The sequence below is a fragment of the Claveliimonas sp. genome (genome assembly GCF_037273965.1).
GTDB classification, from domain to species: Bacteria; Bacillota; Clostridia; order Lachnospirales; family Lachnospiraceae; genus Claveliimonas; species Claveliimonas bilis.
The window spans coordinates 1-22278 of sequence record NZ_JAYAZJ010000109.1 but is presented as its reverse complement, the minus strand read 5'-3'; the positions used below and the strand labels follow the sequence as shown (position 1 = coordinate 22278).

The 22278-nt window shown below is 44.4% G+C and carries 24 protein-coding genes; 1 reads left to right on the top strand and 23 read right to left on the bottom strand.

Annotated elements, in window-relative coordinates; all coding sequences use genetic code 11:
• The 12 genes from WJ238_RS09995 to cls all read right to left on the bottom strand — a co-directional run.
• On the bottom strand, positions 1-575 hold a 575-nt coding region (locus WJ238_RS09995; protein ID WP_337606851.1), incomplete at its 3' end, for an MATE family efflux transporter.
• Between the two features lie 19 nt (positions 576-594).
• Positions 595-3006: a glycoside hydrolase family 2 protein gene (locus WJ238_RS09990; RefSeq protein ID WP_337606849.1), complete on the bottom strand. Its 2412-nt coding sequence runs from the start codon at positions 3004-3006 to the stop codon at positions 595-597.
• 135 nt (positions 3007-3141) lie between these two features.
• Positions 3142-3504: an Hpt domain-containing protein gene (locus WJ238_RS09985; protein WP_230107115.1), complete on the bottom strand. Its 363-nt coding sequence runs from the start codon at positions 3502-3504 to the stop codon at positions 3142-3144.
• 88 nt (positions 3505-3592) lie between these two features.
• Positions 3593-3853 carry a sporulation transcriptional regulator SpoIIID gene (gene spoIIID / locus WJ238_RS09980; protein WP_230107116.1) on the bottom strand — a complete coding sequence of 87 codons (261 nt, stop codon included), beginning with the start codon at positions 3851-3853 and terminating at the stop codon, positions 3593-3595.
• Between the two features lie 102 nt (positions 3854-3955).
• Entirely contained in the window at positions 3956-4579 is a 624-nt protein-coding gene (locus WJ238_RS09975; RefSeq protein ID WP_337606847.1) for a DUF4230 domain-containing protein, read from the bottom strand.
• A gap of 62 nt (positions 4580-4641) precedes the next feature.
• Complete coding sequence (locus tag WJ238_RS09970) at positions 4642-5016, bottom strand: hypothetical protein (protein WP_337606846.1); 375 nt, start codon at positions 5014-5016, stop codon at positions 4642-4644.
• A 173-nt stretch (positions 5017-5189) separates the two neighbouring features.
• The gene (locus WJ238_RS09965) at positions 5190-5531 is read right to left on the bottom strand and encodes a MerR family transcriptional regulator (RefSeq protein ID WP_316268113.1); all 342 of its coding nucleotides are present in this window, start codon (positions 5529-5531) and stop codon (positions 5190-5192) included.
• A 266-nt stretch (positions 5532-5797) separates the two neighbouring features.
• Positions 5798-6241, bottom strand: coding sequence for a DUF4357 domain-containing protein (locus WJ238_RS09960; protein WP_337606843.1), 444 nt, complete (start codon positions 6239-6241; stop codon positions 5798-5800).
• Positions 6208-6633, bottom strand: coding sequence for a GIY-YIG nuclease family protein (locus tag WJ238_RS09955; RefSeq protein WP_337606841.1), 426 nt, complete (start codon positions 6631-6633; stop codon positions 6208-6210). Before WJ238_RS09955 ends, WJ238_RS09960 begins: the two co-directional genes overlap by 34 nt.
• Entirely contained in the window at positions 6630-7487 is an 858-nt protein-coding gene (locus WJ238_RS09950; protein WP_337606840.1) for a hypothetical protein, read from the bottom strand. The genes WJ238_RS09955 and WJ238_RS09950 overlap by 4 nt, the downstream gene beginning before the upstream one ends.
• A gap of 273 nt (positions 7488-7760) precedes the next feature.
• Positions 7761-8810 (bottom strand): trigger factor, encoded by a 1050-nt coding sequence (gene tig / locus WJ238_RS09945; RefSeq protein ID WP_230107125.1) that lies wholly within the window; start codon positions 8808-8810, stop codon positions 7761-7763.
• A gap of 131 nt (positions 8811-8941) precedes the next feature.
• On the bottom strand, positions 8942-10417 hold the full coding sequence (cls, locus tag WJ238_RS09940) for a cardiolipin synthase (protein WP_230107126.1): 1476 nt from the start codon (positions 10415-10417) through the stop codon (positions 8942-8944).
• A gap of 211 nt (positions 10418-10628) precedes the next feature.
• On the opposite strand from cls, the gene WJ238_RS09935 reads away from it, so the two are divergent.
• The gene (locus tag WJ238_RS09935) at positions 10629-11072 is read left to right on the top strand and encodes a hypothetical protein (RefSeq protein ID WP_230107127.1); all 444 of its coding nucleotides are present in this window, start codon (positions 10629-10631) and stop codon (positions 11070-11072) included.
• A gap of 91 nt (positions 11073-11163) precedes the next feature.
• Here the strand turns inward: WJ238_RS09935 and WJ238_RS09930 are convergent, their stop codons facing one another.
• From WJ238_RS09930 to WJ238_RS09880, 11 genes are all read right to left on the bottom strand, one after another.
• Complete coding sequence (locus WJ238_RS09930) at positions 11164-11628, bottom strand: YwiB family protein (protein ID WP_316268108.1); 465 nt, start codon at positions 11626-11628, stop codon at positions 11164-11166.
• A complete protein-coding gene (gene pfkA, locus WJ238_RS09925; RefSeq protein ID WP_230107129.1) occupies positions 11629-12609 on the bottom strand; it encodes a 6-phosphofructokinase in 981 nt (326 codons plus the stop codon).
• Between the two features lie 69 nt (positions 12610-12678).
• The gene (locus WJ238_RS09920) at positions 12679-16179 is read right to left on the bottom strand and encodes a DNA polymerase III subunit alpha (protein WP_337606839.1); all 3501 of its coding nucleotides are present in this window, start codon (positions 16177-16179) and stop codon (positions 12679-12681) included.
• Between the two features lie 105 nt (positions 16180-16284).
• Positions 16285-16518 carry a polya polymerase gene (locus WJ238_RS09915; RefSeq protein WP_316271201.1) on the bottom strand — a complete coding sequence of 78 codons (234 nt, stop codon included), beginning with the start codon at positions 16516-16518 and terminating at the stop codon, positions 16285-16287.
• A gap of 61 nt (positions 16519-16579) precedes the next feature.
• On the bottom strand, positions 16580-17410 hold the full coding sequence (locus WJ238_RS09910) for a CvfB family protein (protein WP_316271203.1): 831 nt from the start codon (positions 17408-17410) through the stop codon (positions 16580-16582).
• Positions 17404-18120 (bottom strand): acyl-[acyl-carrier-protein] thioesterase, encoded by a 717-nt coding sequence (locus tag WJ238_RS09905; RefSeq protein ID WP_337606838.1) that lies wholly within the window; start codon positions 18118-18120, stop codon positions 17404-17406. The genes WJ238_RS09910 and WJ238_RS09905 overlap by 7 nt, the downstream gene beginning before the upstream one ends.
• Before the next feature lie 2 nt (positions 18121-18122).
• Positions 18123-19310 carry a cation diffusion facilitator family transporter gene (locus WJ238_RS09900; protein ID WP_230107134.1) on the bottom strand — a complete coding sequence of 396 codons (1188 nt, stop codon included), beginning with the start codon at positions 19308-19310 and terminating at the stop codon, positions 18123-18125.
• A 26-nt stretch (positions 19311-19336) separates the two neighbouring features.
• Positions 19337-19999: a stage II sporulation protein R gene (gene spoIIR, locus WJ238_RS09895; protein ID WP_256194211.1), complete on the bottom strand. Its 663-nt coding sequence runs from the start codon at positions 19997-19999 to the stop codon at positions 19337-19339.
• A gap of 101 nt (positions 20000-20100) precedes the next feature.
• On the bottom strand, positions 20101-20778 hold the full coding sequence (locus WJ238_RS09890) for a GntR family transcriptional regulator (RefSeq protein ID WP_230107136.1): 678 nt from the start codon (positions 20776-20778) through the stop codon (positions 20101-20103).
• The gene (gene ispE / locus WJ238_RS09885) at positions 20779-21654 is read right to left on the bottom strand and encodes a 4-(cytidine 5'-diphospho)-2-C-methyl-D-erythritol kinase (protein WP_316266195.1); all 876 of its coding nucleotides are present in this window, start codon (positions 21652-21654) and stop codon (positions 20779-20781) included. It lies immediately after the preceding gene.
• A gap of 32 nt (positions 21655-21686) precedes the next feature.
• Positions 21687-22278, bottom strand: a 592-nt coding sequence (locus WJ238_RS09880) for a DUF3794 and LysM peptidoglycan-binding domain-containing protein (protein ID WP_337606835.1), incomplete at its 5' end; no start/stop codon positions are given.

Genomic DNA, 22278 nt, shown 5'->3' with positions numbered 1-22278 from the left:
AATCCGTAGATCAATATGGCATTTCCGGAAACGTTGATTATATTCATTACAATAGATACCCGCATGGAAATTTCGGAATTTCCCATTGTCCGGAAAATAGCGGCGCCTCCGTTATAAAGTGCAATAAATGGAATGGACGCCGTCACGATCATAAGATAAGTATTGGCGTGCTTCATCACATCCGGTTCAATCTGTCCGAAAACGCCGTGCAGGATCCAATATTTAAATACATAGATCAATATGGTAATGACAAGGGCGCATATCGTAATAAACCAGACGAGCTGTGTAGCAGATTTGCAGGCTCCTTTTTTGCTGCCCTGTCCAAGATACTGACCTGCCACGACCGCGCCGCCTGTTGCAAGAGCAGAAAAAGCGTTGATCAAAAGGACCATAATGTTGTCCACCAATGATACGCCGGATACAGCCGCTTCTCCGACGCTTGCCACCATAATGCTGTCTGCCATTCCCACCAAAACAGCGAGCAGCTGCTCCACGATCAGCGGAATGATCAAAGCTGCCAGCGCTTTATTGTCAAATAAATAATTTTTCTTATCTGTACTTAGGTTTCCCCTCATTTATCTTTCCATCCTCTCTTTATGGATGTTCTTCCTCCCTCTTGCATAATTTTACCTGGAAAATTCTCGTTTCCACTTTCTGTTCTCCGCGATATATATGCAGCTTTCCTTCGCCTTCCTCGCCTTTTGTACATACATAACATCCGGCCATGCCGCCCTCCATCGCTATACTGGAAGGACCGTTGATGCAGACTGCCCCCTCTGCTTCGAAGTGAAGCACATCATTGCAGTAAGGCGCCAGATTTCCATTCTGATCCAGGGCACGGATCCGCAGACTAACCATATCCCATGTCTCGTCTTCATACATCTGGCAGATGTCTGCTCCGTCAAAGATTTTCATATCTGCCTTTATTTCCAGATGAAGCTTTTCTGCCGGAGAAACTGTCACTGTTTTTATCACTCTGTCTCCCTGAATAGCCTCAAAACGCCAGACAGTCGTTTCGTCTCCCCATCCTCCCATGTATTTGTCAAACAGCTCCTGCATCTTCTTTTCTCCGATCCCTTTAAACCATTTAAGGCGCGCATATGCCATCCTCATCTTAAAAGGAAATGGGTCTTGCGGATTACTTTCTTTCCACTTCAGCCATTGTTTTATAAGGTCAGCGGTTTTCTCATCGAAGCCTTCCTTCTTCTCCAGGCTCTCTCCCACAAAATCTGTGATCACTATCGGCGGATGCATAAGATGCCCATAGGACGGCGCCGGGAAATACTGCCCGATCAGCTCATTATTTTTGTACAGGCGCACGCTGTCTCCATTTGTCAGCACAACAACTCCACCTATATAGCCGCCCGGCTGTTCTCCGATATTCATCGTGCTGCTTATCTCCAGCACAGGCTTGGCATCCTGCTGGGATGCGTACACAGCAGCCGCCAGTTTGGGATTCCGGAACATATCCAGTACGCCGTGATAACAGATCCTGTCTCCGCTTCCGAACTCCTTATGTGTATTATAATCAAACATACACCATCCAAAGCAGCCGCTGATATTTTCTCCTGCTGCCGCTGCATTCAGAACTCTGGCATGACGGATCGCATGTTCCCGCCGATGGGCCTCACTGTCCCAGCTTTTTGTGGGAAACATATGCCCGTTAAATTCGGAAATCAAATAGGCTTTCTCTGCATTTTCGGTCACTGCATTCCTTGGTTCGCAGCCCTGATTTTTCCCATTATGCACAAAATCATTATAGGTGTAGACATCTTCCAGCAGATGACTGTTTTTTATCGCACGGACTCCGCCCGTCGGCCTGGTAGGATCCAGACGGTGGGCCGTTTCGTTTGTCTCCTGGTAAAACGCATCATCATCCTGGCTTTCATTGATCCGGACGCCCCACATAAAAATACTGGGATGATTTCTGTACTGACGGACCATTTCTTCTGTATTTTTAACCGCCTGGGCTTTCCACTGGATCCCTCCGATATGCTGCCAGCCCGGTATCTCTGTAAAAACCAAAAGTCCAAGTTCGTCGCAGCGGTCTACAAAATCATGGCTCTGAGGATAGTGACTTGTACGCACCGCATTACACCCAAGCTCATATTTTAAAATTTCCGCATCCAGCCTCTGGGTTCTCCTGGGCGCAGCATATCCGAAATAAGGCCAGCTCTGGTGTCTGTTTAATCCTCTTATTTCAATCCTGCTGCCGTTGAGATAACACCCGTCTGTTTTCATTTCAATACTGCGGAATCCAAAGCGCACCTCTTCACTGTCCATCACCTGCCCGTATTTCAAAATTTCCAGATGAAGGATATAAAGCTGGGGATGTTCTGTATCCCACAGCCCGGCCCGGGGCACATGCATATGGAAATTTTCCTGGAATTTCTGTTCTTCCATCCTTGCGAAAATCTCGCCCTGACTATTCATGACCCACGCGCGGATCGTGCAATTGTCCGTCACTTCCGCTTCCACCTGTATTCTGGCATGTTTCTTATCATCTGCCTGTACAAAGACATCTTTAAAATGAATCTTTTCCCTGACATCCAGATAGACCGGCCGGTAAATTCCTCCATATGTAAGGTAGTCGATCACATATCCAAAAGGCGGAATATCCAGGCTCTCCCTGCTGTCCAGTCTCACCACGATCCGGTTGACAGCGCCATATTTCAAAAAGGAAGACAAGTCTGCTTTGAACGCAGTATATCCGCAGCTATGAATACCTACACTCTGCCCATTGCAGTACAGCTCTGCCTGATGTGCGGCTCCTTCCATAACCAGGACAACCGATTTTCCCGACCATTCCGCCGGAATATTCAATTCCTTTACATAGCCGCTGATCATCTGATACTCTTTCTCATCTAAGTAGCGGGCCGGCAGATGTTTCACAGTATGGGGAACTCTTATTTTTTCCAATTCCTCCAGTCTTTCGGACGGCATACTATTAAGGCTTCCTCTATAATGTTCTGTAAAGTACCATTCGTCATTGATCGGATAACGCATATTTTTCCTCCTTTGTATTCTCACAACGTCTATCATATCCCAATGTCTCCGGGAATACAACAATAACTTGCGCTGCAGGTTTTCTTCAAAGCCTGCAGCGCATGATTTCCTTTTCCATATTATTATAATTTTATCTTAATGGTTGCCTGTCTTATCAAGAGCGGACATTACTTTCTCATAGTTTTCTGTCAGCTCCGCTATTTTATCTCCTATTTCCTCATAATGTTCTTCCCGGATCTGCTTTACGATCTCTTCTGTTATTTCATATAACCGGGTAAAACCTAAATTTCCGCTGATTCCTTTTAAAGTATGCGCTGCCTTCAGCACCTGATCCATGCTGCCTGCTTCCATTCCTGACAGAACCTCCTGATAATTGGTATCCTGCCAGATGCGTTTTATAAGCTTCTTATACAGCGCCTCATTTCCCATACAGCGCTCTATTCCGCCGTCTACATCGATTCCGGCATCCATCAGTATCTCTTTTTCTTTTGCATCCATATTCTATCTTCCTCCCTGAAGCCTGCTCCAGTCAACAAGTACCCTGCTTTCTTCTTAAATTATATCGGGTAAATTTACACCTTTCAAGTCAACAATGCAAATGTTTTCCCTTATATTTTTCCCGGGTAGCAAGTCCTCCCCGTATATGGCGTTCGGATTTATTCATGTCCAGCACCTTGCGGGCCTGCATTGCCAGAGATGGATTGATTTGGATCAGACGCTCTGTTACGTCTTTATGTATCGTCGATTTACTAACTCCGAATTTCCCGGCTGCCTGGCGCACGGTCGCCTTATGTTCAATGATATAACATGCGATTTCTACCGCCCTTTCTTCAATATATTCTTTCATAAAAATCCCCTGCATTCATCGTTTTTACAATGTATGCAGGAGATTTGCAAGTCATTCCCACTACTTATCGTGTCACCCCGGCCCCTCCTATAGAATGCTATTCTATTTATCTTTAAAAACAATTTCATACTCATTCAAGTCATATACATTTCCAAAAAAACTTGTAAGTATTGTTTCCGCATTATCACGGGCGTTTTCAAACAAACCGCTTTCTATAGCATCCGTCTGCGCCTGCTCCTTCAGTTTAGTAAGCGCCTCGTTATTCTCTTCCAAAGTAACCTGATTAAATACACTCTCATCTTCATGATATACTTTGAAGGAATCCTGATCAATTTCGGAACTTAATATTTTTACCTCCGGCAGCTTAACTTCAATAATATTCCCTTTCTCGTTCCAGTCTATCTCGTTAAAGTCATATCCGGCTTTAATAGTAATCCCATAACTGTATATGTATTTACTATTTGTAAATGGAATACTGGCACCAAAAAGTTTCTTTGAAGAATCTGTAACATTCACTTGTGTGCAGTAAGAGGATTGTGTTGCCAGTTCCCCAATATTTTCAAAACCGATTTTCGTAGTCTGATTTTCTGAAAATGCAACTTTCTTTATTCCAATAATTACAGCCACAATCGCCGCCAGAATCAATAATCCTGCTAAGGCTTTTCCTAAAAGATGTTCTTTTTTCAGATAGGAAATCAATCTGTTACTCTTTTGTTTCTCATTCATCAAACATTGCCTCCGTTTTTAAATAAACTCCTCATCTACAGCCTCTACCTCAAGTCATATGCCTAAAATCCAGTCTGTTCAAGTGCATTATTGATCTGTTCTTCTGTGTATCCATAATAGCGCATCATCTCCACGATCCCGCCTCTGGACTGTCCCGAAGAATTTTCTTTTACGAATAGTACTGCCTGTTCATCAAAATCCACATCCATATGATCAACAGCAAATATCGCATCTTCCACACTGAAATAATCAAACCCTACCAATACATCATAAATCAAATAATCTCGCGATACATGCCAGAAATTTTCTTCTTCATATGCCCGAATAACTGCATTCTTTTGGCTGTTGGTTAATTCTATGGTGTATTCCTTTGTCTCCTTGCATACTTTACAAATCTGCGGCTTTACACATGTAGCACTGTCCCATTTATGTCCCAATGGTTCTCCTTCTGTTTTTCCACAAATACTGCAAGTTCTCGGTTCTGTACACGTTGCATCATTCCACCTGTGGTAACATGTGTAAATCACTATTCCTGCAATGATTAATACAACACCCGCTAAGATTACCGTTATAGTTGCCTTTTTCCTGTTTTTCATTCGTTCCCTCTCCTTTATTTATGATTATTTTCATTTACCAGTGCAGCGATCATTTGATTTGCTTTTTCAATTAATTTATCTTTTTCTGTCCTTTCGTTTTTTAATTTTTCCACCTGCTTTTCGAGAGCTTCTTTTACTACGATATTGGGCGCATCAATAAGGGATGAAATCTCTTTAAGCGAAAATCCCAGCTGTTGATAAAACTTTATTTTTTCAATTCTTAATTTTGCAGTTTCATCATAGAGTAAATGCCCATATTTATTCCGACCTGTTGCAGCGACCAATCCGGCCTTTTCATATCCTTGCAGGGCTCTTCTGGATATATCCAGTGTTTCACAAATTTCCCGCAGTTTCATAATATTCCTACCTTCCTTTTCTAGCCTATAACTGCACGCAACGCACAGTCAAAGACTTTTATTAGAGAAAACCGGCTGCATCTTCCGGCCCTCCATAAAAGGAAATGTTTTTTTCGCGAGAACTGTTTTTATAGAACCAAGAGCGCCGCAGGCGGATCTTTTCATTAATAGGGAACGATGTTTCCTCATAAAAAAATAGATATCTACAATTCGTAAAAACGAATGTAAATATCTATAATTTTTTAATATTATTTTTGTCTTCTCCTCTATTCTAAATCTCCATTTCTCTCCATCGCTTTCAATGTGATTCCAGCTTCATTTTTCCAGCTGGTCAGTCCATTTGCACTTTTTCCGATAACAAACATTGCTGCATAAGACGGACTGTTAAAAAGAACATCTTCCTGCAAAACAAATGATTCATCTACACGTACTTTCCGGCGACGTTCTTTTATAACTGCCGGAATTGTATCGTCATCTGACGGTGAAATATGGCTGCCCTGTAAAACTACAAAACCCTCTGATGTCTGCATGCCGTTTGCTTCCACTTTTCCCACATTTTTTATATTGCGCTCTAAATGAAGTCTGACATCGCTATCCGCTTTTTCAGATATTTCTCCTTCCTGTTCTGATGCAGTTTTTCTCAGAGGTTCAAATAATTTATGTCCAAGCGTACCCATCACAACCTTGGCATTGTCGATAAACTCTTCCATTTCGCATTCTTTTTCTTCTGTAATATTGCCATGAGATAGCTGATTTCCGTCGAACCAAATGAATTATTTGATGTGGTGAAAACAATCGCTTCTGCCCAGTAATCTTTTTCGGGATTCCGTTTATGTTCCTGCAGACGATTTAAAATACCTTCGCCGTTCTTTCTCGAACCGGCCTGGCCTATATACACCATGTCCTTCCCGGAATCGTCAGATATTCCGAATAGAAAGTAAACACCGCTTTGCTTCAGGTCTTCCCTGTCCTTACATTTTTCAAGTTCTGTCCTTGGAATTTTATAGGCAACTCCTGTCCAGTTCGCAAGTGTACATTTAATCCTTCCGGTTGCTTCTCCATCCATCAAAAATAAATTTATATTTTTTCCCCGTGATTTCATACATTTTCTCCTTTTTTCTGTAATTCCACGGATCTTTTTTTGCCTCCCGGCATTTTAGAGGAAATCCGTTTCGGCAGGTCCTTGGGCGCATTGATCTGCATTCCAAACAACATACGAATGATCCAAAACGCAAATAGCAGTACAACAATTGGTATCAGGCAGGAAGTTACCATCATGACAGCAATTGCTTCGATAAAACGATTCAAAAGCTCTTCCCCCTTTTCCAGCAATCCTGATATTCCGCCCTTAATCTTTGATATAGCCTGGTCCAGTATATTCCCTTCAGAATCCGAGCTTTCATCTATCTCATCCGTGAGATCTTCCGCCTCCTTCATCGTTGCTTCCACTGTTGAGTCATATGTTTGTTCTATGACGGAAGAAACATTCATACTAAAGGGAATGATCAGGTATATAACAAGACCAAACACCGCGATTTTAGCCGCCAATACTTTTAAGAAATTCTTATTTGCGCATATCCCCGCTATTAACAGGGCACACGCCGCTGGAATCAGTATGGAAAACGCAGCATATCCGGTAAGGGTAACCAGATATTTTTCCAGAAAGATAACCATAAGAATAATTAAAAAATATGATGTTAAGTCTGCCAGTTTGTTCGCCACCGGCGTGGTCGCATCCCCCGGAATTGCCGCAAGAGCCGTTGATGCTGCCGCCGATGTTGCCGTCAGTTTCAGAACGTCTTCTTTCTTTTCATCTAATGATTCCAGCGTTTTCGTGTGGTTCGCCGGATCACTTGCCGCTTTTGAAATAACGGTCATCGAAAGGATCAGCACCACTAATATCACAAGCACCATCGCTATTTTCTTCATATTACTGTTTGTCATTTTCTTTATCACTTTACTCTCTCCTTTATCCTTCGTCCGTCTCATTGATTCCTTTTATCCATCCGGACAAATATTGTATTATTTTGTCATTTCGACTATCCCTTCGCATAGCGTCCCCTTGTGCACCGACGCTACAGACAGTATACAATAGAATCGACAAAAAAAGACACTAAATTATGATTTATCTTTTCTTTCTGATCGGACAAACACGGCGGTCGCCCTCCGGACGTATCCGCAAAAAACGGACGCATCGCTTTTCACAATACGTCCGCCTTCTTCTGCTTCTTACTCGGCTGATTCATTGACAACCTGTATACAGTTGTCGGCCAGCCATTCTTTTACTTTATTCTGAAGCACAATGTTCTTCAGTTCATCCTCGCTGGCTGATTCCTTCATGGTATCAACATCCGGATATCCGTATTCTTCTGCCAGCTTCTTAAATTCCTCTTCATATTCTTTGTCTGTCAGCGTCAGTTTTTCTTTCTCTGCAATAGCCTGTGCAAGATATTTCTGTTTTACACTGCTCTCTGCCGCGTCACTGACCTGTTTTTCAAAGTCTTCTACTTCCATACCCTGGCTGGTAATATAGTCCTCGTATTCCATGCCGTATGCTTCTGCAAGACTCTTGTAATTATTGATGATCTGCTCTTCTGTCTCTTTAACCTCATCTTCCGGATAGCTGATCACTTCCGCCTTTTCAACCACTGCATCCCACGCTTCACTCTCCAGGTCATACTGGTAGTTATCTTCTGCGCTGTCCTCCAGAAGCTTCTTCACTTCTTCTTTGTATTCATCTACTGTCTTGGACTCTTCCGAAACAGTTTGTACAAACTCATCTGTCAATTCCGGCATACGCATAACGGAATTGACTGTGATCGTAAATGTAACCGGTTTTCCGGCATATTCCGGCTTATTCTCATAGGGATCCGGGAACTGACCGTTCCAGTCGTAAGTTTCCCCTGCTTTATGGCCGATGATACTGTCTTCGAATCCATCAATAAAACTTCCTGATCCAATGGTAACTTCCTGACCCTGGGCAGAACCTCCGTCAAACTCCTGGCCATCCATTTTTCCCACAAAATCAATATTGACGGTATCTCCGTCTTCTGCTGCGGCGCCTTCTGCTTCTGCCATATTCTGCTGACGCACAGCCTGAATATAGTTGTCTACATCCTCGTCGCTTACTTCCTGCTTGTCTTCTACCTTGTCCACTTCAATTCCTTTATATCCGCCCACTTTTACATAATCATTGGACGCCTGATTTCCGCCGCAGCCTCCCAGCATTGCAGAGCATGCAAGAAGTCCGGCAAATAATACAACTGCTTTCTTTTTCATATTCACACCTCTGTTTTATCTCATAATTTCGCCTGTTTTTTCATCATAGCACATCTGTCCATGAAAGAAAACCCTTTTCCCCAACTCTCTTTTTTGACTCCCTTTTTTCTGCATTTCCAAATCCGCTTTTTCTATAAAAGCGGTGACAGAAGACGGCAGAACTGTTCCTTGAATCGTATATAAAGGCTTCTTGCTTTGTATTTCTTTCTTGTGATCAGCGTACAGTAAGGAATATCATTTTCAAAAGCTTCCTGCAGTTTTATTGTTGTCCTGGCGCTGTATATCGTGGCATTTACTTCAAAGTTCAGACTGAAGCTGCGGATGTCCATATTTGCAGTCCCCATGCAGGTAACAAGTCCATCTACGCACATACATTTGGAATGCAGAAATCCTCTGTCGTAGGTATAGCATCTGGCCCCCGCTTCCACCATATCCCCCATATAGGAGTAAGTCGCCCAATAAACAAAGGGATGATCCGGTTTGCAGGGGATCATGATCCTCACATCAATACCGGATTTAGCCGCAATCTTCAGAGATTCAAGAATAGCGTCATCCGGAATAAAATAAGGCGTTTGAATATAAATGCTCTTCTTTGCCAGATGGATCAATCTAAGGTAATTGTTCCGGATAACCTGGCTTTTGGAGTCCGGACCGCTGGATATGATCTGCACCGGATCCCGCCCGCTGCGTATATAAGTGGGGATTTCAAAAATCCGGTCTTCCAGAAACAGATTTTCGCGGGCCGCGTAATTCCAGTCCAGAACAAATCTCACAGCCAGCGAGGTGACTGCCGATCCTTCTATACAAATATGCGTATCCCTCCAGTAGCCGAATTTCTTATCCTTTCCAATGTACTCTCTTCCGATATTAAAACCGCCTACAAATCCGATCCGCCCATCGATCACCACAATCTTCCTGTGGTTCCGGTAATTGATCCTAAGCTGCAGATTCCCCAGAATGGCCGGGAAAAACTCTGCCACCTGTATGCCGGCGTTTTCCAGTCTTACCCAGTCGCTGTTGCGCATAGTTCGGCATCCCATGCTGTCAAAGAGAACGCGCACTTCCACACCCTGTCTCGCTTTCCTTATCAGCACTTCTTCTATTTCCTGCCAAAGTTCATCATTCTTAATGATATAATACTGCAGATGGATATAATTTCTGGCATGTTCCATCTCATTTAAAAGTGCCTGAAATTTTTCCTTTCCATCTGTATAGATCTGTATATCATTATTGTCGGTAAGCACTGCCTCCGCCTCGTTCAGATTGTAAAGGATCAGATGTTTGAATCGTTCCTGCTCCGGATCTCTAAGTCTTAGTTTCTTTCGATAGATTGACTCTTCCTGCCTTCGGATCGTATATTTTACTTCCCCTTCGATCTCCTTCATCTTAAACATTCTGTCTTTTCGGAAGTTCTGTCCCAGAAGCAAATACAGACCGAAGCCCAGAACCGGAATAAAATACAGGATCAGAAGCCACGCCCACACTGTCATCGGATTTTTTCTCTGAAAAAATATGATCAGGATAGAAAGAAATATATTGATAAAAAGCAGATGGTCCATAATCCACCAGAAACCCATCTGCGCTCCGTCCCCAATAAGTTCCAGCATTTTTCTCCTCTCCTTACATAACTATAATAAATACCGGAAGCAAAATTTACTTCCTCCTGTGATTCCTCTATTATAATCAGAACTCTTTTTGTTTACAAGCTCTTTTCGCTTTATGGACTTTTCACTTTATGACATCTTTTTCACTTGCGCTCTTTCTGAAACAATGCTACAATAAAATTTGCGAAAATACTTAAGATTGAGGAGGTTCCCCGTGAATACATTGACGATTGTTCTCTTGGTCATACTGGTCGTATTGATCATTGCTTGTATTGTATTATATTTCCTTGGAAAAAGAGCCGAGAAACGCCAGGCTGAACAGCAGGAAAAACTGGATGCGGCCGCACAGACTGTATCTATGCTGATCATTGACAAAAAGAAAATGAAACTGAAAGAATCCGGTCTTCCTTCTATTGTCATTGAGAATACACCGAAATATCTCCGCCGTTCCAAGGTGCCGATCGTAAAGGCAAAGATCGGTCCGAAGATCATGACATTGATGTGTGATTCCAATATTTATAATGTAATTCCGGTAAAGAAAGAAGTGAAAGCTACTGTCAGCGGAATTTACATCACTGCAGTAAAGGGACTTAGAGGGCCTTTGGAAACACCGACCAAGAAAAAAGGCTTTCTGGCAAGACTTCGAAACAGAGCTTAACAGACATAGGAATGACAAAAGCAAAACCCGCAGCTTTTCAAAGCCCGCGGGTTTGTTTTTATTCTTTCATTGCACTTTCTCCCTATAAAGATCAGGAACCTACTACTACCCCATCCTCTCTGCGGATCGGACAGATCTTCACGTCGATCTCACAGTCGGCCAGAGGTTCGTTATTGACATCCAAAGCGTAGGTGATATGCACATCTATTTTTTCCTGCTCCACCTCTGTTGTAATATTTCTTGTGTGGATTCCTACCATCATCTCTCCAAATGGAGTTTCATAAGATGTCATATTCATTTTTCCCCGTTCAAACACCATGTGGGTATTTGCAATGCCGGATTTCCGGATTTCAAACATATCGCTGTCTGTAATTTTAATTGTATTTTTTATTTTTCCGGGAACTCCCTCTACTACCTCATCGTACAGCACATAATGCTTTCCGTTTTTCAGATAGTAGGAAGCCGGCGTTATGATCTCTACCGGCTCACCGTTCCCATTGTCTCCTTCCATATCAAAATGGAGACCGGAAATACTGATCAATACATCTTTTGTCATTTACAGCGCCAACTCTCTTGCAATTTCATACTGGTACGCCGGAATGCCCTTCTGCATATTCAGCGCTTCATCAATATCAAAGTCTACATACTCACCATGTCTGTAGCCTACTACACGGTTGCTCTTTCCTTCCAGAAGAAGCTCCACTGCCTTTGCGCCCATAATGGAAGCATATACACGGTCTTTACATGTAGGGCTTCCGCCGCGCTGCATGTGTCCCAGAATGGTTGCTCTTGTTTCCATTCCTGTTGCTTCCTCAATTCTCTTTGCCATCTCAATGGAACCGCCGATACCTTCTGCATTAATGATAATGTAATTCTTCTTTCCACGCTTCCGGCATTCCTGAATATCTGCGATGATCGCTTCTTCGTTAAAGTCGTGCTCCTCCGGAAGAAGGATACGCTCTGCTCCGTTTGCAATACCGCACCACAGAGCAAGATAACCTGCATCACGGCCCATAACTTCAATAATAGAACATCTCTCATGAGAAGTGGATGTATCTCTGACTTTATCGATTGCTTCCATTGCCGTATTTACAGCTGTATCAAATCCAATGGTATATTCGGTACATGCAATATCAAGGTCAATGGTTCCCGGAAGACCGATGGTATTGATTCCCAGATTTGCCAGTTTCTGTGCTCCTGCAAAGGAACCGTCCCCTCCGATGACTACCAGTCCGTCGATTCCATACTTTTTGCAGATAGCTGCTGCTTTCTGCTGTCCTTCTTCTGTACGCATTTCTTCACAGCGTGCTGTCTGAAGGATTGTTCCTCCTCTTTGAATTGTATCAGATACATCTCTTGCAGTCAGATCGATAATCTCCTCATCCAGAAGGCCCTGATATCCTTTACGGATTCCTCTTACCTTTACGCCTTTTCCCAATGCTGTACGAACAACGGCACGAATCGCTGCATTCATTCCAGGCGCATCGCCTCCGCTGGTCAAAACTCCAATTGTACGAATCACTTTTTCTGCTGCCATATCTTTCCTCCATCTGTAACTATATTTTCATACTTCTTAATTTTCGCTTTGCTTCCTATTCTACCCTATCTATCTTATGCTTTCAATGGGCTTTTCTACAACTTTTACACAAGATTCTCCGAAATAATTCGTCAATCTGCTTAGAATCCCGGGTTCAATATAGATGTTCCGCCCCGCCGGAAGTCTTTTCACTGCTTTTTCTGCCCTGCAGTATATCACGACTGTATCGTCGCCGTCAGAGGCCTTCAGCAGTTCAAAAAGATGGGATTCATCTTCCATATAGGCCGCCTTGTCCGGATATTGGATCCACAGCTCCCTCTTTGTCTGTTCAAAGGGAATAACCGTCTCACAGATCAGCTTGCTGGGAGCATCGTCTTCTTCCGATACTCTTCCCCGGATGAATACCTTGCTTTCCTCGTTTAAAAGACGCTGATTCTTTTCATAATCCCTTGGGAAAACGACAATCTCCACATTTCCCACCAGATCTTCCAGAGTCAGAAAAGCCATCATCTTATTGTTCTTTGTATGTTTTATGGTTTTGGCAGTGATCATACCGCCCACCGTTTCCTTGGCACCATCATACACTCTCGCCCGCCCGGTGGAATCGTCAATCTGGAAATCCAGTGTAGTCTTGGAAATATTTTTCTGCCATTTTTCTTCATAATCCTCCAGCGGATGTCCTGTCAGATATACCCCGATCACTTCTTTTTCGAAAGCAAGCTTCGTTTCTTTATCATATTCTCCCACATCAGGAAGAGGAATATCAAATTCGCTTTTCTGCTCTTCCCCCACAAGATCAAAGAGAGACATCTGCCCTGCCATGGAGGTTTTTCTCTCCTGGTTTACCTGATCCAGAATCTGGATGTAGATACTCATAAACTGCTTCCGGGTTCCTCCGAGTCCGTCAAATGCACCTGCCTTGATAAAGTTCTCTATACTGCGTTTATTGACATCCTTTCCGGACATTCGTTCAATAAAATCTTTCAGGCTCTTAAATTCTCCGCCGATTTCCCTCTCCTCAATAATTTCCTGGATCACCGGACGTCCGATGCTCTTGATCGCCGCCAGCCCATACCGGATATTTCCTTCATCCACAGAGAAATTCCCTTCTCCTCTGTTGATATCCGGCGGAAGGATTTCAATCCCCATCTGCCGGCAGCTGTAAATATATTCTGCCACTTTCGGCGGATTTTCAATCACGGATGTCATAAGAGCCGCCATAAATTCTACCGGATAATAATATTTCAGATAGGCAGTCTGATAAGAGACAACAGCATATGCCGCCGCATGAGACTTATTGAAGGCATATTTTGCAAAATCAATCATCTCATCATAAATTTTGTTGGCTGTTTTTTCGTCGATTCCATTGTTGACGCATCCGGGCACCCCTTCATCAGGATTCCCATACACAAAGTTCTGGCGCTCTTTCTGCATCACATCGCCCTTTTTCTTGGACATAGCTCTTCTCAAAAGGTCGCTTCTTCCAAGAGTGTAACCGGCCAGATCACGCACAATCTGCATAACCTGTTCCTGATAAACAATACATCCGTATGTGGGCGCCAGGATCGGCTCAAGCTGCGGGCAGTCATAGGTAATCTCTCCTGTGCTGTTCTTCCCTTTGATATACTGGGGAATAAAATCCATCGGTCCCGGACGATAAAGAGAAATTCCAGCGATAATATCTTCCAGGCTCTTTGGCTTCAGCTCCTTCATGAAGCTTTTCATCCCCGCACTTTCAAGCTGGAACACACCGTCTGTCCGACCGCTTCCGATAGACCCCAGCACTTCCTGGTCATTAAAATCAATTGCATTAATATCAATCTGTGTTCCGGTACTCTTTTCCGCCAGATCCACTGCATTCTGGATTACAGTCAGCGTCCTAAGGCCAAGGAAATCCATCTTAAGAAGTCCCAGCTCTTCCAGAGTCGTCATCGTAAACTGTGTGGTTACCGAACCATCTGAACCAAGAGAAAGGGGCACATACTCATCCACCTCTTTCTGACTGATCACTACGCCTGCCGCATGCATGGACGTATGTCTCGGAAGACCTTCCAGCCTTTTTGACATATCGATAAGCTCCCGGACCTGGCTGTCCTCCTCATAGAGTTTCTTTAATTCCGGATTCATAGACAGAGATTTATCCAGGGTAATGTTCAGTTCTTTCGGAATCATTTTCGCAATACTGTCCACAAAAGCATAGGGAAGATCCATTACACGTCCCACATCCCGAATGACTCCTCTTGCTGCCATTGTACCAAAGGTAACGATCTGCACCACCCGGTCTGAGCCGTATTTTCTGACCACATAGTCGATAACTTCCTGACGCCTCTCAAAACAGAAATCCACGTCAATATCCGGCATGGACACACGCTCCGGATTAAGGAAACGCTCAAACAGAAGCTGATACTTAATAGGATCGATACTGGTAATTCCAAGGCAATAGGAAACGATACTTCCTGCTGCCGATCCACGCCCCGGGCCCACCATGATCTTGTGATCTCTTGCGTATTTGATAAAATCCCATACGATCAGGAAATAATCTACATATCCCATATCATGAATGATGGACAGCTCATAGGTCAGACGATCCTTAAGCTCCTGATCCACCTCTCCTTTGTGCTCTCCGCCTTTCACACCATATCTTTCTTCCAGTCCTTCAAAGCAGAGCTTGTTCAGATATTCCCAGGAAGTATAGCCGTCCGGGACGTCGTATTTCGGAAGTTTCGTCACCCCGAACTCAATTTCCACGTTGCATCTGTCAGCGATTTTCTGTGTATTTTCCAGCGCTTCCAGCGCATAGGGAAACAGCTCCTTCATCTCTTCTTCGGATTTGATGTAGTACTGTCCGCCCTCATATCGCATCCGGTCCTCATCTGCCAGCTTCTTGCCGGTCTGAAGACACAGAAGGATATCATGCGGCTTTACGTCATCCGCATAAGTATAGTGGATATCATTTGTCGCCACAAGGCCGATCCCTGTCTCCTGACTCATCCGCAGCAGAGCCTGATTTACCATGGTCTGCTGGGCAATCCCATGATCCTGAAGCTCCAGGAAGAAGTTGCCTTTGCCGAAAATTTTCTCATAGCGAAGGGCAGCTTCCTTGCCCTCCTCATACATGCCCCTGAGAATATTTCTTGAAACTTCTCCTGCCAGGCAGGCGCTCAAGGCAATCAGCCCTTCATGATAGCGTTCCAAAAGCTCCATATCCACACGGGGTTTATAATAATACCCTTCCGTAAATCCCCTGGAAACCAGCTTCATCAGATTATGATAGCCCTGGTCATTCTCCGCCAGAAGCACAAGATGATAATACCTGCTCTCATCACTTCCTCTGGCCTCTCTGTCAAATCTGGACCCCGGCGCCACATAGACTTCACAGCCGATAATAGGTTTGATCCCTTCCGCCTTTGCCGCGCGGTAAAAATCAATGACGCCGTACATAACGCCATGGTCGGTGATGGCAACGCTGTTCATCCCCAGCTCTTTTACCCTTGACACACATTCTTTTATTTTGTTTGAACCGTCCAGAAGGCTGTATTCCGTATGGACGTGCAGATGTGCAAAACTCATGTCTTTCCCTCTCTCTAAACAAAAAACGAAGTTTCCTATATGCTAAAACGGCGGGAATGCTGCCCCTTATCGACAACATGCCCGCCTGTTCCGGATTCATTTCAATTAGCCGTTCACCATAAAGGATACGAGTCTGTCAATATCTTCTTTCTCGTGAGCAATAATTTCCAGCTCCGGAATTTCTCCGTTGGAGAAAATGTTTGCCATGGATACATACTGTGATAACTTGGATTTCAGATTCAGTCTGTCCCCTTCTCCTGTCACCAGTTCCACTCTTCCTTTACATTCGTCTACTACTTTAAAAAACCTGTCAATGTCTGTTATATTCTGTACTTTCATTGTCCTGTCATTCCTCACTTTCCATACTAATTTCACTACACACCTTCATTATAACCAATTTTTACCGAATTGCAATGCTTTTTTCCCGGATTTCTATTTTCCCTTCTTTTAAGAGTCTGCCCACTGCCCGCTTAAAAGCATTTTTACTGAATCCGAACTCTTCCCGGATCCGGTCCGGATCGGCTTTATCGGTAAACGGAAGCTCTCCTCCATGTTCCTTGAGACGCTCCAGAATGATCAGCGCATCTGCATCCATCTGGATAAATGCCTTCTCCCGCACACTAAGATCCAGCTTTCCGTCAGGCTTCACTTCTGCGACGCGGGCTGTTACCACATCGCCCACTTTATATCCTCCGGGCGCTTCCCTTTTAGGGATCAGCGCACAATAGCAGTTATCAACCGCTACAAAAAGTCCGAAATTGCTGCTCTTTTCATAGATGATTCCTGTAACCTTATCATCTTTCTTGTAAGGGGAATCCGTCCTGAGCTTTTCATAGATTTTCATAGTAGCGCAAAGTCTGCCGCTCTTATCCACATACAGACTTACCAGACAGGAATCTCCTTTTTTCACTTTTGCGGTCTGCTCCTTAAAAGGAAGCAGAAGATCCTTTTCCAGCCCCCAATCAAGAAACGCTCCTATTTTCCCTGTATCTGCCACTGTCAGAACCTGAAGTTCACCAAGCTGTATTTTGGGTTCATGCGTAGTGGCGATCAGCCTGTCTCTGGAATCGCGATAGAGAAACACTTCCAGCTCATCTCCAATCTTCGTCCCCTCCGGTACCTGTCTGCCCGGCAGAAGCACTCTCTCCTCCTCCGTTCCAAGATATATTCCGAAATCTGTCTTTTTTACAACCTTAAGTACCTGCTTTTTCCCCAAACCTTTTTCTAACATCTTTTTTCTCCTGTCAGCTCCACCACTGCGTAAACTCCTCCGTCGGGCTCACACAGTTCCACCACTGTCCTTTCTCCTTCTTTCGCCACTTTTGGCAGTATTTTGTCATGCAATAAAGCAGACTTTTTATATTCCGCCCTCATCTGTCTTACCATCAGTTCTTCCTCGGCAGCCTCCAATGCCATCTGGACATACTGGCAGTTATTTACATGCTCATTCGTATCAATATGGTATTTTCGCACCGGGAAGATCTCTCCTGACAAAGCATCTTGCGGCAAAGAGATTTTTCTGGGTGCATATTCCATCTCCAGCGCCTCTTCTGTCCCGTACTTTTCCACTTCTTCCTTCGGCGGTCTTGCAGGACGCTGTTTCTCCAGATCCATGTAAACCCAGATAGAATTGGCATACGCAGCCTTTTCCCCTTTTTCATCCCACATGCAGAAATTCCGGTAGCCGTAAAGTCCCTGGAAGCCTGTGGCCCACGTACCGATCCGGATTCTCTCTCCGATGCGCGGATACCGCCCGATAACAACCTGCCAGGAAGACAGTACCCACGCTCTTTTCTTTTCCTTCAGATAATCTACACCCAGACCGATATCCTCTGACTGGAAAATACTCCCGTCCTGAAAATAATTAATAATAGACGGAAGCGTCATTGTCTCATAATGATCTACTTCACTGAATCTTACCCTGCTTTCATATGTGTACATCTTTATCCTTCCTCTCCCTGTGCCACAAAACTTTGTTCTACTGTGATCACACATTGATATCTGGAGTCCCGTTCTGATAAGTAACTCCTTACTTTCCGCTCCAGCTCCTTTTGCTCTTCTCTGGAATAAGCAAAGGGAACTACCATATCAAATATAAGATTGATCCTTTCCTTACCTTCCACTACGCGCAGATCGTGGATCGTTACATCCGGATCGATCTCATTTATGCTCGCCTCCACCTGTTTCCTGATTTCCAGTATTCTTTCATTTTTTGTCTCCACCGGATCCATATGTATAACAAGAAAAACTCCAATCTGCGAAATAGCGTCCCGCTCGATCCTGTCAATAATCTCGTGAGATTCCTCAATATCTACATCATTGGGCACTTCCGCATGTATAGATGCCATATTTCGGCCCGGTCCGTAATTATGTACGATCAGGTCATGGCTTCCGATAATTCCGTCATAACTCTCCACAAATCTGGTAATCTTCTCATAATCTGCAGAAGAAGTAGGCTCTCCCAGAAGCGGCTTCAATGTATCCTTTGCGATTCCAATCCCCGCCCATATGACTACCAATGATACACAAACACCGATAACTCCGTCAATATTGATTCCTGTAAAATAGAAAAACAACAGGGAGATCACGGTGGCAGAAGTGGTGATCACGTCACCCACGGCATCTGCCGCTGTCGCCAGCATTACCTTAGAATCAATCCTTTTTCCCAATTTCCGGTTAAAAAGGCTCATCCACAGTTTTACTCCAATGGATAAGACCAGAATCAGAACCGATATAAACTGAAATTCCAGTTTCTGTGGATTCCATATTCTGGAAAATGCATCCTTAAAAAAAGTAAGTCCTACTTCAATAACAAGAAAGGAAACCACAAGCGCCGTAATATATTCCATTCTTCCGTGTCCGAAGGGATGTTCTTTGTCTGCCGGCTTTCCCGCCAGCTTCACCCCCACAAGACCGATCACAGAAGAAGCTGCATCCGACAGATTGTTAAATGCATCTGCCGTAACAGAAATACTGTGCATGGCAATCCCCACTGCCGCCTTTACAGCAAAAAGGAGGGCATTACAGATAATGCCCACAACCCCTGCCAGCGTGCCGTACTGCGTCCGCACATTCAGTTCCTCTGTCTTGTGATAATCTTTTATAAAATGCCTGACTAAAAATTCTGTCATAACGTTTCTGCCTCCGCCTTACCTGGTTATTTCCCGGATGCACCATCCCCGAAGAAAAACCATTTTATCTTAAAGTCCGAAAATGCCGTAACCATATCGTACGCATCTTCACTTAACACATGTCCCATTTTTTCCTTTCCCTCTTCCGGCACAACACACCGGACAGCATCTGTAAAACAAAGGTTGGGATACAGGCAGCACCACCAGTTATGCCCCTGCCCGCTTCCGATCTTTACCCTGAGAGCTGTATATTCTCCCGCCGGAAATGTCACATCTCCATAGTTTTTTTCCGGAAAATAATCCTTCACGACCTCTGCGCTGACCTCATCCGTACATCCCTCATTCCGAAGAACCATCTCGCCGGTCTTTTCCATATCGCTAAGATGACTGCCCATCCACTCTATGGTTTCTTCCAGATCATCCGTTTCCGGCATATTCTTTTTCATATAGGAAAGAAGGACTTCTTTTACAGCCATTTTCAACTTCTGATCCCGATCCGAATCGCTGTCAGCCAGTACATGAAAACGCAGCACCGTTTCCGCCAGCTCTTCCTGTGCTTCCCGGCTTCTTGCCTCCACCAGCATTCCTCTCTGCCAGACAAGGAAACCTGTAATGACTGCCGCTGCTATAAGCGCTGCTGCTAGGCAAAAGACCTGCCTTTTTCTTTCCCTGCGATTTCCCGTTTCCATATTGTATGTACCTCCTGATCTCTTCTTTTTATTTCTTTGAATCTATCAGGAGTTTTGCCGCCCTTTTGCCCCTTTATACAAAAGCGGGCTCGAAACTGCAATTATTTTTTTGTCCGGATGGTATCGATCACTGCCTCTACCTGATTATCCACATGCTGACACACTACCTTGGCAGCCTTGTCTTTTTGTCCTGTCTCAATAGTCTGAATGATCTCCTCGTGTTCATCGATCAACTGCTGATGGAAATCTGACCGTTTTAAATATTCCACCCGGTAACGGTACATCTGTTCTCCAAGGTTACTGAGAAGCTGAATCAGCTTCTGGTTATCTGTTGCAAGATAGATCACATCATGGAATTTGACGTCAGCTTCCGCAATTTTCGTGATATCTCCGCTTTTTAAGGTGGATTGGAAATACTCGGCTGCTTCTTTCAGTTCCTGAATCTTTTCTTCGCTGATCTTATCGCATGCCAGGCGCACAGCCAGCTCCTCTAAAGCCCGCCTTACTTCCAGCACATCTCTTAGGCTTTTTTCCGTGATCTCTGCCACCTCGGCACCTTTTCTGGGAATCATCAGAACGAGTCCTTCCAGCTCCAGCTTGCGGATTGCCTCCCGGATAGGCGTCCTGCTGACGCCCAGTTTATTTGCCAGCTGTATTTCCATCAGCCTTTCTCCCGGTTTCAGTTCCCCTCTTAAAATTGCCTGACGCAAAGTATTAAAAACAACATCCCTAAGGGGAAGATACTCATTCATGCTGACTTCAAAATTCGGTTCCTTCATTTATTTCCTCCTTACATTGTGTACATTGGTCACATAAGCCTGCTTCACCAGGCCGGTATGTTTCAGCTTTTCTGCCGCTGCCTTTGCTGTCCTCCTGTTCTCATAAATCCCGAACACTGTGGGACCGCTGCCGCTCATCATAGCATTCAGGGCACCTGCTTCTTTCATTGTTTCCTTGATCTGACCAAGAACCGGATGTTCCTTCAGCATCACCTGTTCCAGCACATTTCCCATGCTTCCGGCTATCTTTTTCAGATCCCCGGCATCCAGTCCCGCAAGTATACCGTCGATATCCGGATGCCGGCTGATCCCTTCCTGGTCAATTTTTTCATATACGGTTTTCGTAGACGCAGAAAGCGGCGGCTTTGCAATCAGCACATAACATTTCGGCATAGCCGGAAGCGGCGTCAGGATCTCTCCGATCCCTTCCGCCAGAACAGTTCCCCGCATAATACAGTAGGGAACATCCGCCCCCAGAATCACTCCCCTTTTCTTTAATTCCTCTTCAGAAAGTCCCAGAGAAAACATACGGTTCATTCCAAAAAGCACCGCTGCGGCGTTGGAGCTTCCTCCTGCCATACCCGCCGCCACCGGAATATGCTTTTCCAGGGTAATACGCATTCCCTCCCGGATATCAAATTCCCGGATCATAAGATCTGCCGCCTTATAGGCAATATTGTTTTCATTGACCGGCAAAAAGCCAAGATTTGTGCGAATCTCTATCCCCGGTTCCCGCATCTTTTCCATAATTACTCTGTCATATAAATAGACAGTCTGCATCACCATGCGCACATCATGGTAGCCGTTTTCTCTCCGTCCGAGAATATCCAGTCCAAGATTTATCTTTCCCAGTGCTTTCAATTCTAATTTATCCATTGTTTTCTCCTTGTATCTTGTATACAGTGTTCTTATAGTATACTCATATTTTCTTTAAAAATCAATATACGATCTCCTGCTTTTATCTGCCTGCCGTCCATCTCATTCACTTCCTGTATTCCTTCCTCTGTGGTGTGATACCGTTTGGCAAGATTCCACAGATCATCGCCTTCCTTTACAATATATCCCACAATTCCGGGAGCATTCTCCGCTTCTTTTTCATCCATCTCCCTTTCCTCTATCTGTTCAATATTCTCTACCATGACAGCCTCCCTAAGAAGGATCTGGAATCCAAGCACTGCTTTGACTTCTGCTTCACCGCCTCCAAGAAGGCTGACACTTAACTGTTCCACCGTGCCGCTGATATCATAGCGCATCGTTTCCTCTGCTTTCGGGCACTCAATGATATGAGAATAGGGGATCATCCCCTGCCATACATCAAAAGGTACTTCATCGTCTGCCTTTATGTAGAGCATTCCTATATGAATCACACCTTCTACCTGAATCCCTTCCGGAACGATTTTCGTATATTCCATCTGGATCCTGCCGCTGCAGTGGCAGATCTGAAGCATTCCGTCCTTCAGCTCTGGAAGGTTCAGCTGCTCCGCCGCCTTGCACCTGGAG

What these genes read in the sequence shown, in the direction of transcription:
- WJ238_RS09985 (WP_230107115.1), bottom strand. Translation starts at nt 3,504, where the DNA reads ATGGATGCAAAAGAAAAAGAGATACTGATGGATGCCGGAATCGATGTA.
- WJ238_RS09990 (WP_337606849.1), bottom strand. Translation starts at nt 3,006, where the DNA reads ATGCGTTATCCGATCAATGACGAATGGTACTTTACAGAACATTATAGA.
- WJ238_RS09920 (WP_337606839.1), bottom strand. Translation starts at nt 16,179, where the DNA reads ATGAGTTTTGCACATCTGCACGTCCATACGGAATACAGCCTTCTGGAC.
- WJ238_RS09915 (WP_316271201.1), bottom strand. Translation starts at nt 16,518, where the DNA reads ATGAAAGTACAGAATATAACAGACATTGACAGGTTTTTTAAAGTAGTA.
- cls (WP_230107126.1), bottom strand. Translation starts at nt 10,417, where the DNA reads ATGCTGGAACTTATTGGGGACGGAGCGCAGATGGGTTTCTGGTGGATT.
- ispE (WP_316266195.1), bottom strand. Translation starts at nt 21,654, where the DNA reads ATGGATAAATTAGAATTGAAAGCACTGGGAAAGATAAATCTTGGACTG.
- spoIIR (WP_256194211.1), bottom strand. Translation starts at nt 19,999, where the DNA reads ATGGAAACGGGAAATCGCAGGGAAAGAAAAAGGCAGGTCTTTTGCCTA.
- WJ238_RS09930 (WP_316268108.1), bottom strand. Translation starts at nt 11,628, where the DNA reads ATGACAAAAGATGTATTGATCAGTATTTCCGGTCTCCATTTTGATATG.
- WJ238_RS09955 (WP_337606841.1), bottom strand. Translation starts at nt 6,633, where the DNA reads ATGAAATCACGGGGAAAAAATATAAATTTATTTTTGATGGATGGAGAA.
- spoIIID (WP_230107116.1), bottom strand. Translation starts at nt 3,853, where the DNA reads ATGAAAGAATATATTGAAGAAAGGGCGGTAGAAATCGCATGTTATATC.
- pfkA (WP_230107129.1), bottom strand. Translation starts at nt 12,609, where the DNA reads ATGGCAGCAGAAAAAGTGATTCGTACAATTGGAGTTTTGACCAGCGGA.
- WJ238_RS09900 (WP_230107134.1), bottom strand. Translation starts at nt 19,310, where the DNA reads ATGACAGAATTTTTAGTCAGGCATTTTATAAAAGATTATCACAAGACA.
- WJ238_RS09965 (WP_316268113.1), bottom strand. Translation starts at nt 5,531, where the DNA reads ATGAAACTGCGGGAAATTTGTGAAACACTGGATATATCCAGAAGAGCC.
- WJ238_RS09905 (WP_337606838.1), bottom strand. Translation starts at nt 18,120, where the DNA reads ATGTACACATATGAAAGCAGGGTAAGATTCAGTGAAGTAGATCATTAT.
- tig (WP_230107125.1), bottom strand. Translation starts at nt 8,810, where the DNA reads ATGAAAAAGAAAGCAGTTGTATTATTTGCCGGACTTCTTGCATGCTCT.
- WJ238_RS09910 (WP_316271203.1), bottom strand. Translation starts at nt 17,410, where the DNA reads ATGTTAGAAAAAGGTTTGGGGAAAAAGCAGGTACTTAAGGTTGTAAAA.
- WJ238_RS09975 (WP_337606847.1), bottom strand. Translation starts at nt 4,579, where the DNA reads ATGAATGAGAAACAAAAGAGTAACAGATTGATTTCCTATCTGAAAAAA.
- WJ238_RS09890 (WP_230107136.1), bottom strand. Translation starts at nt 20,778, where the DNA reads ATGAAGGAACCGAATTTTGAAGTCAGCATGAATGAGTATCTTCCCCTT.
- WJ238_RS09960 (WP_337606843.1), bottom strand. Translation starts at nt 6,241, where the DNA reads ATGGAAGAGTTTATCGACAATGCCAAGGTTGTGATGGGTACGCTTGGA.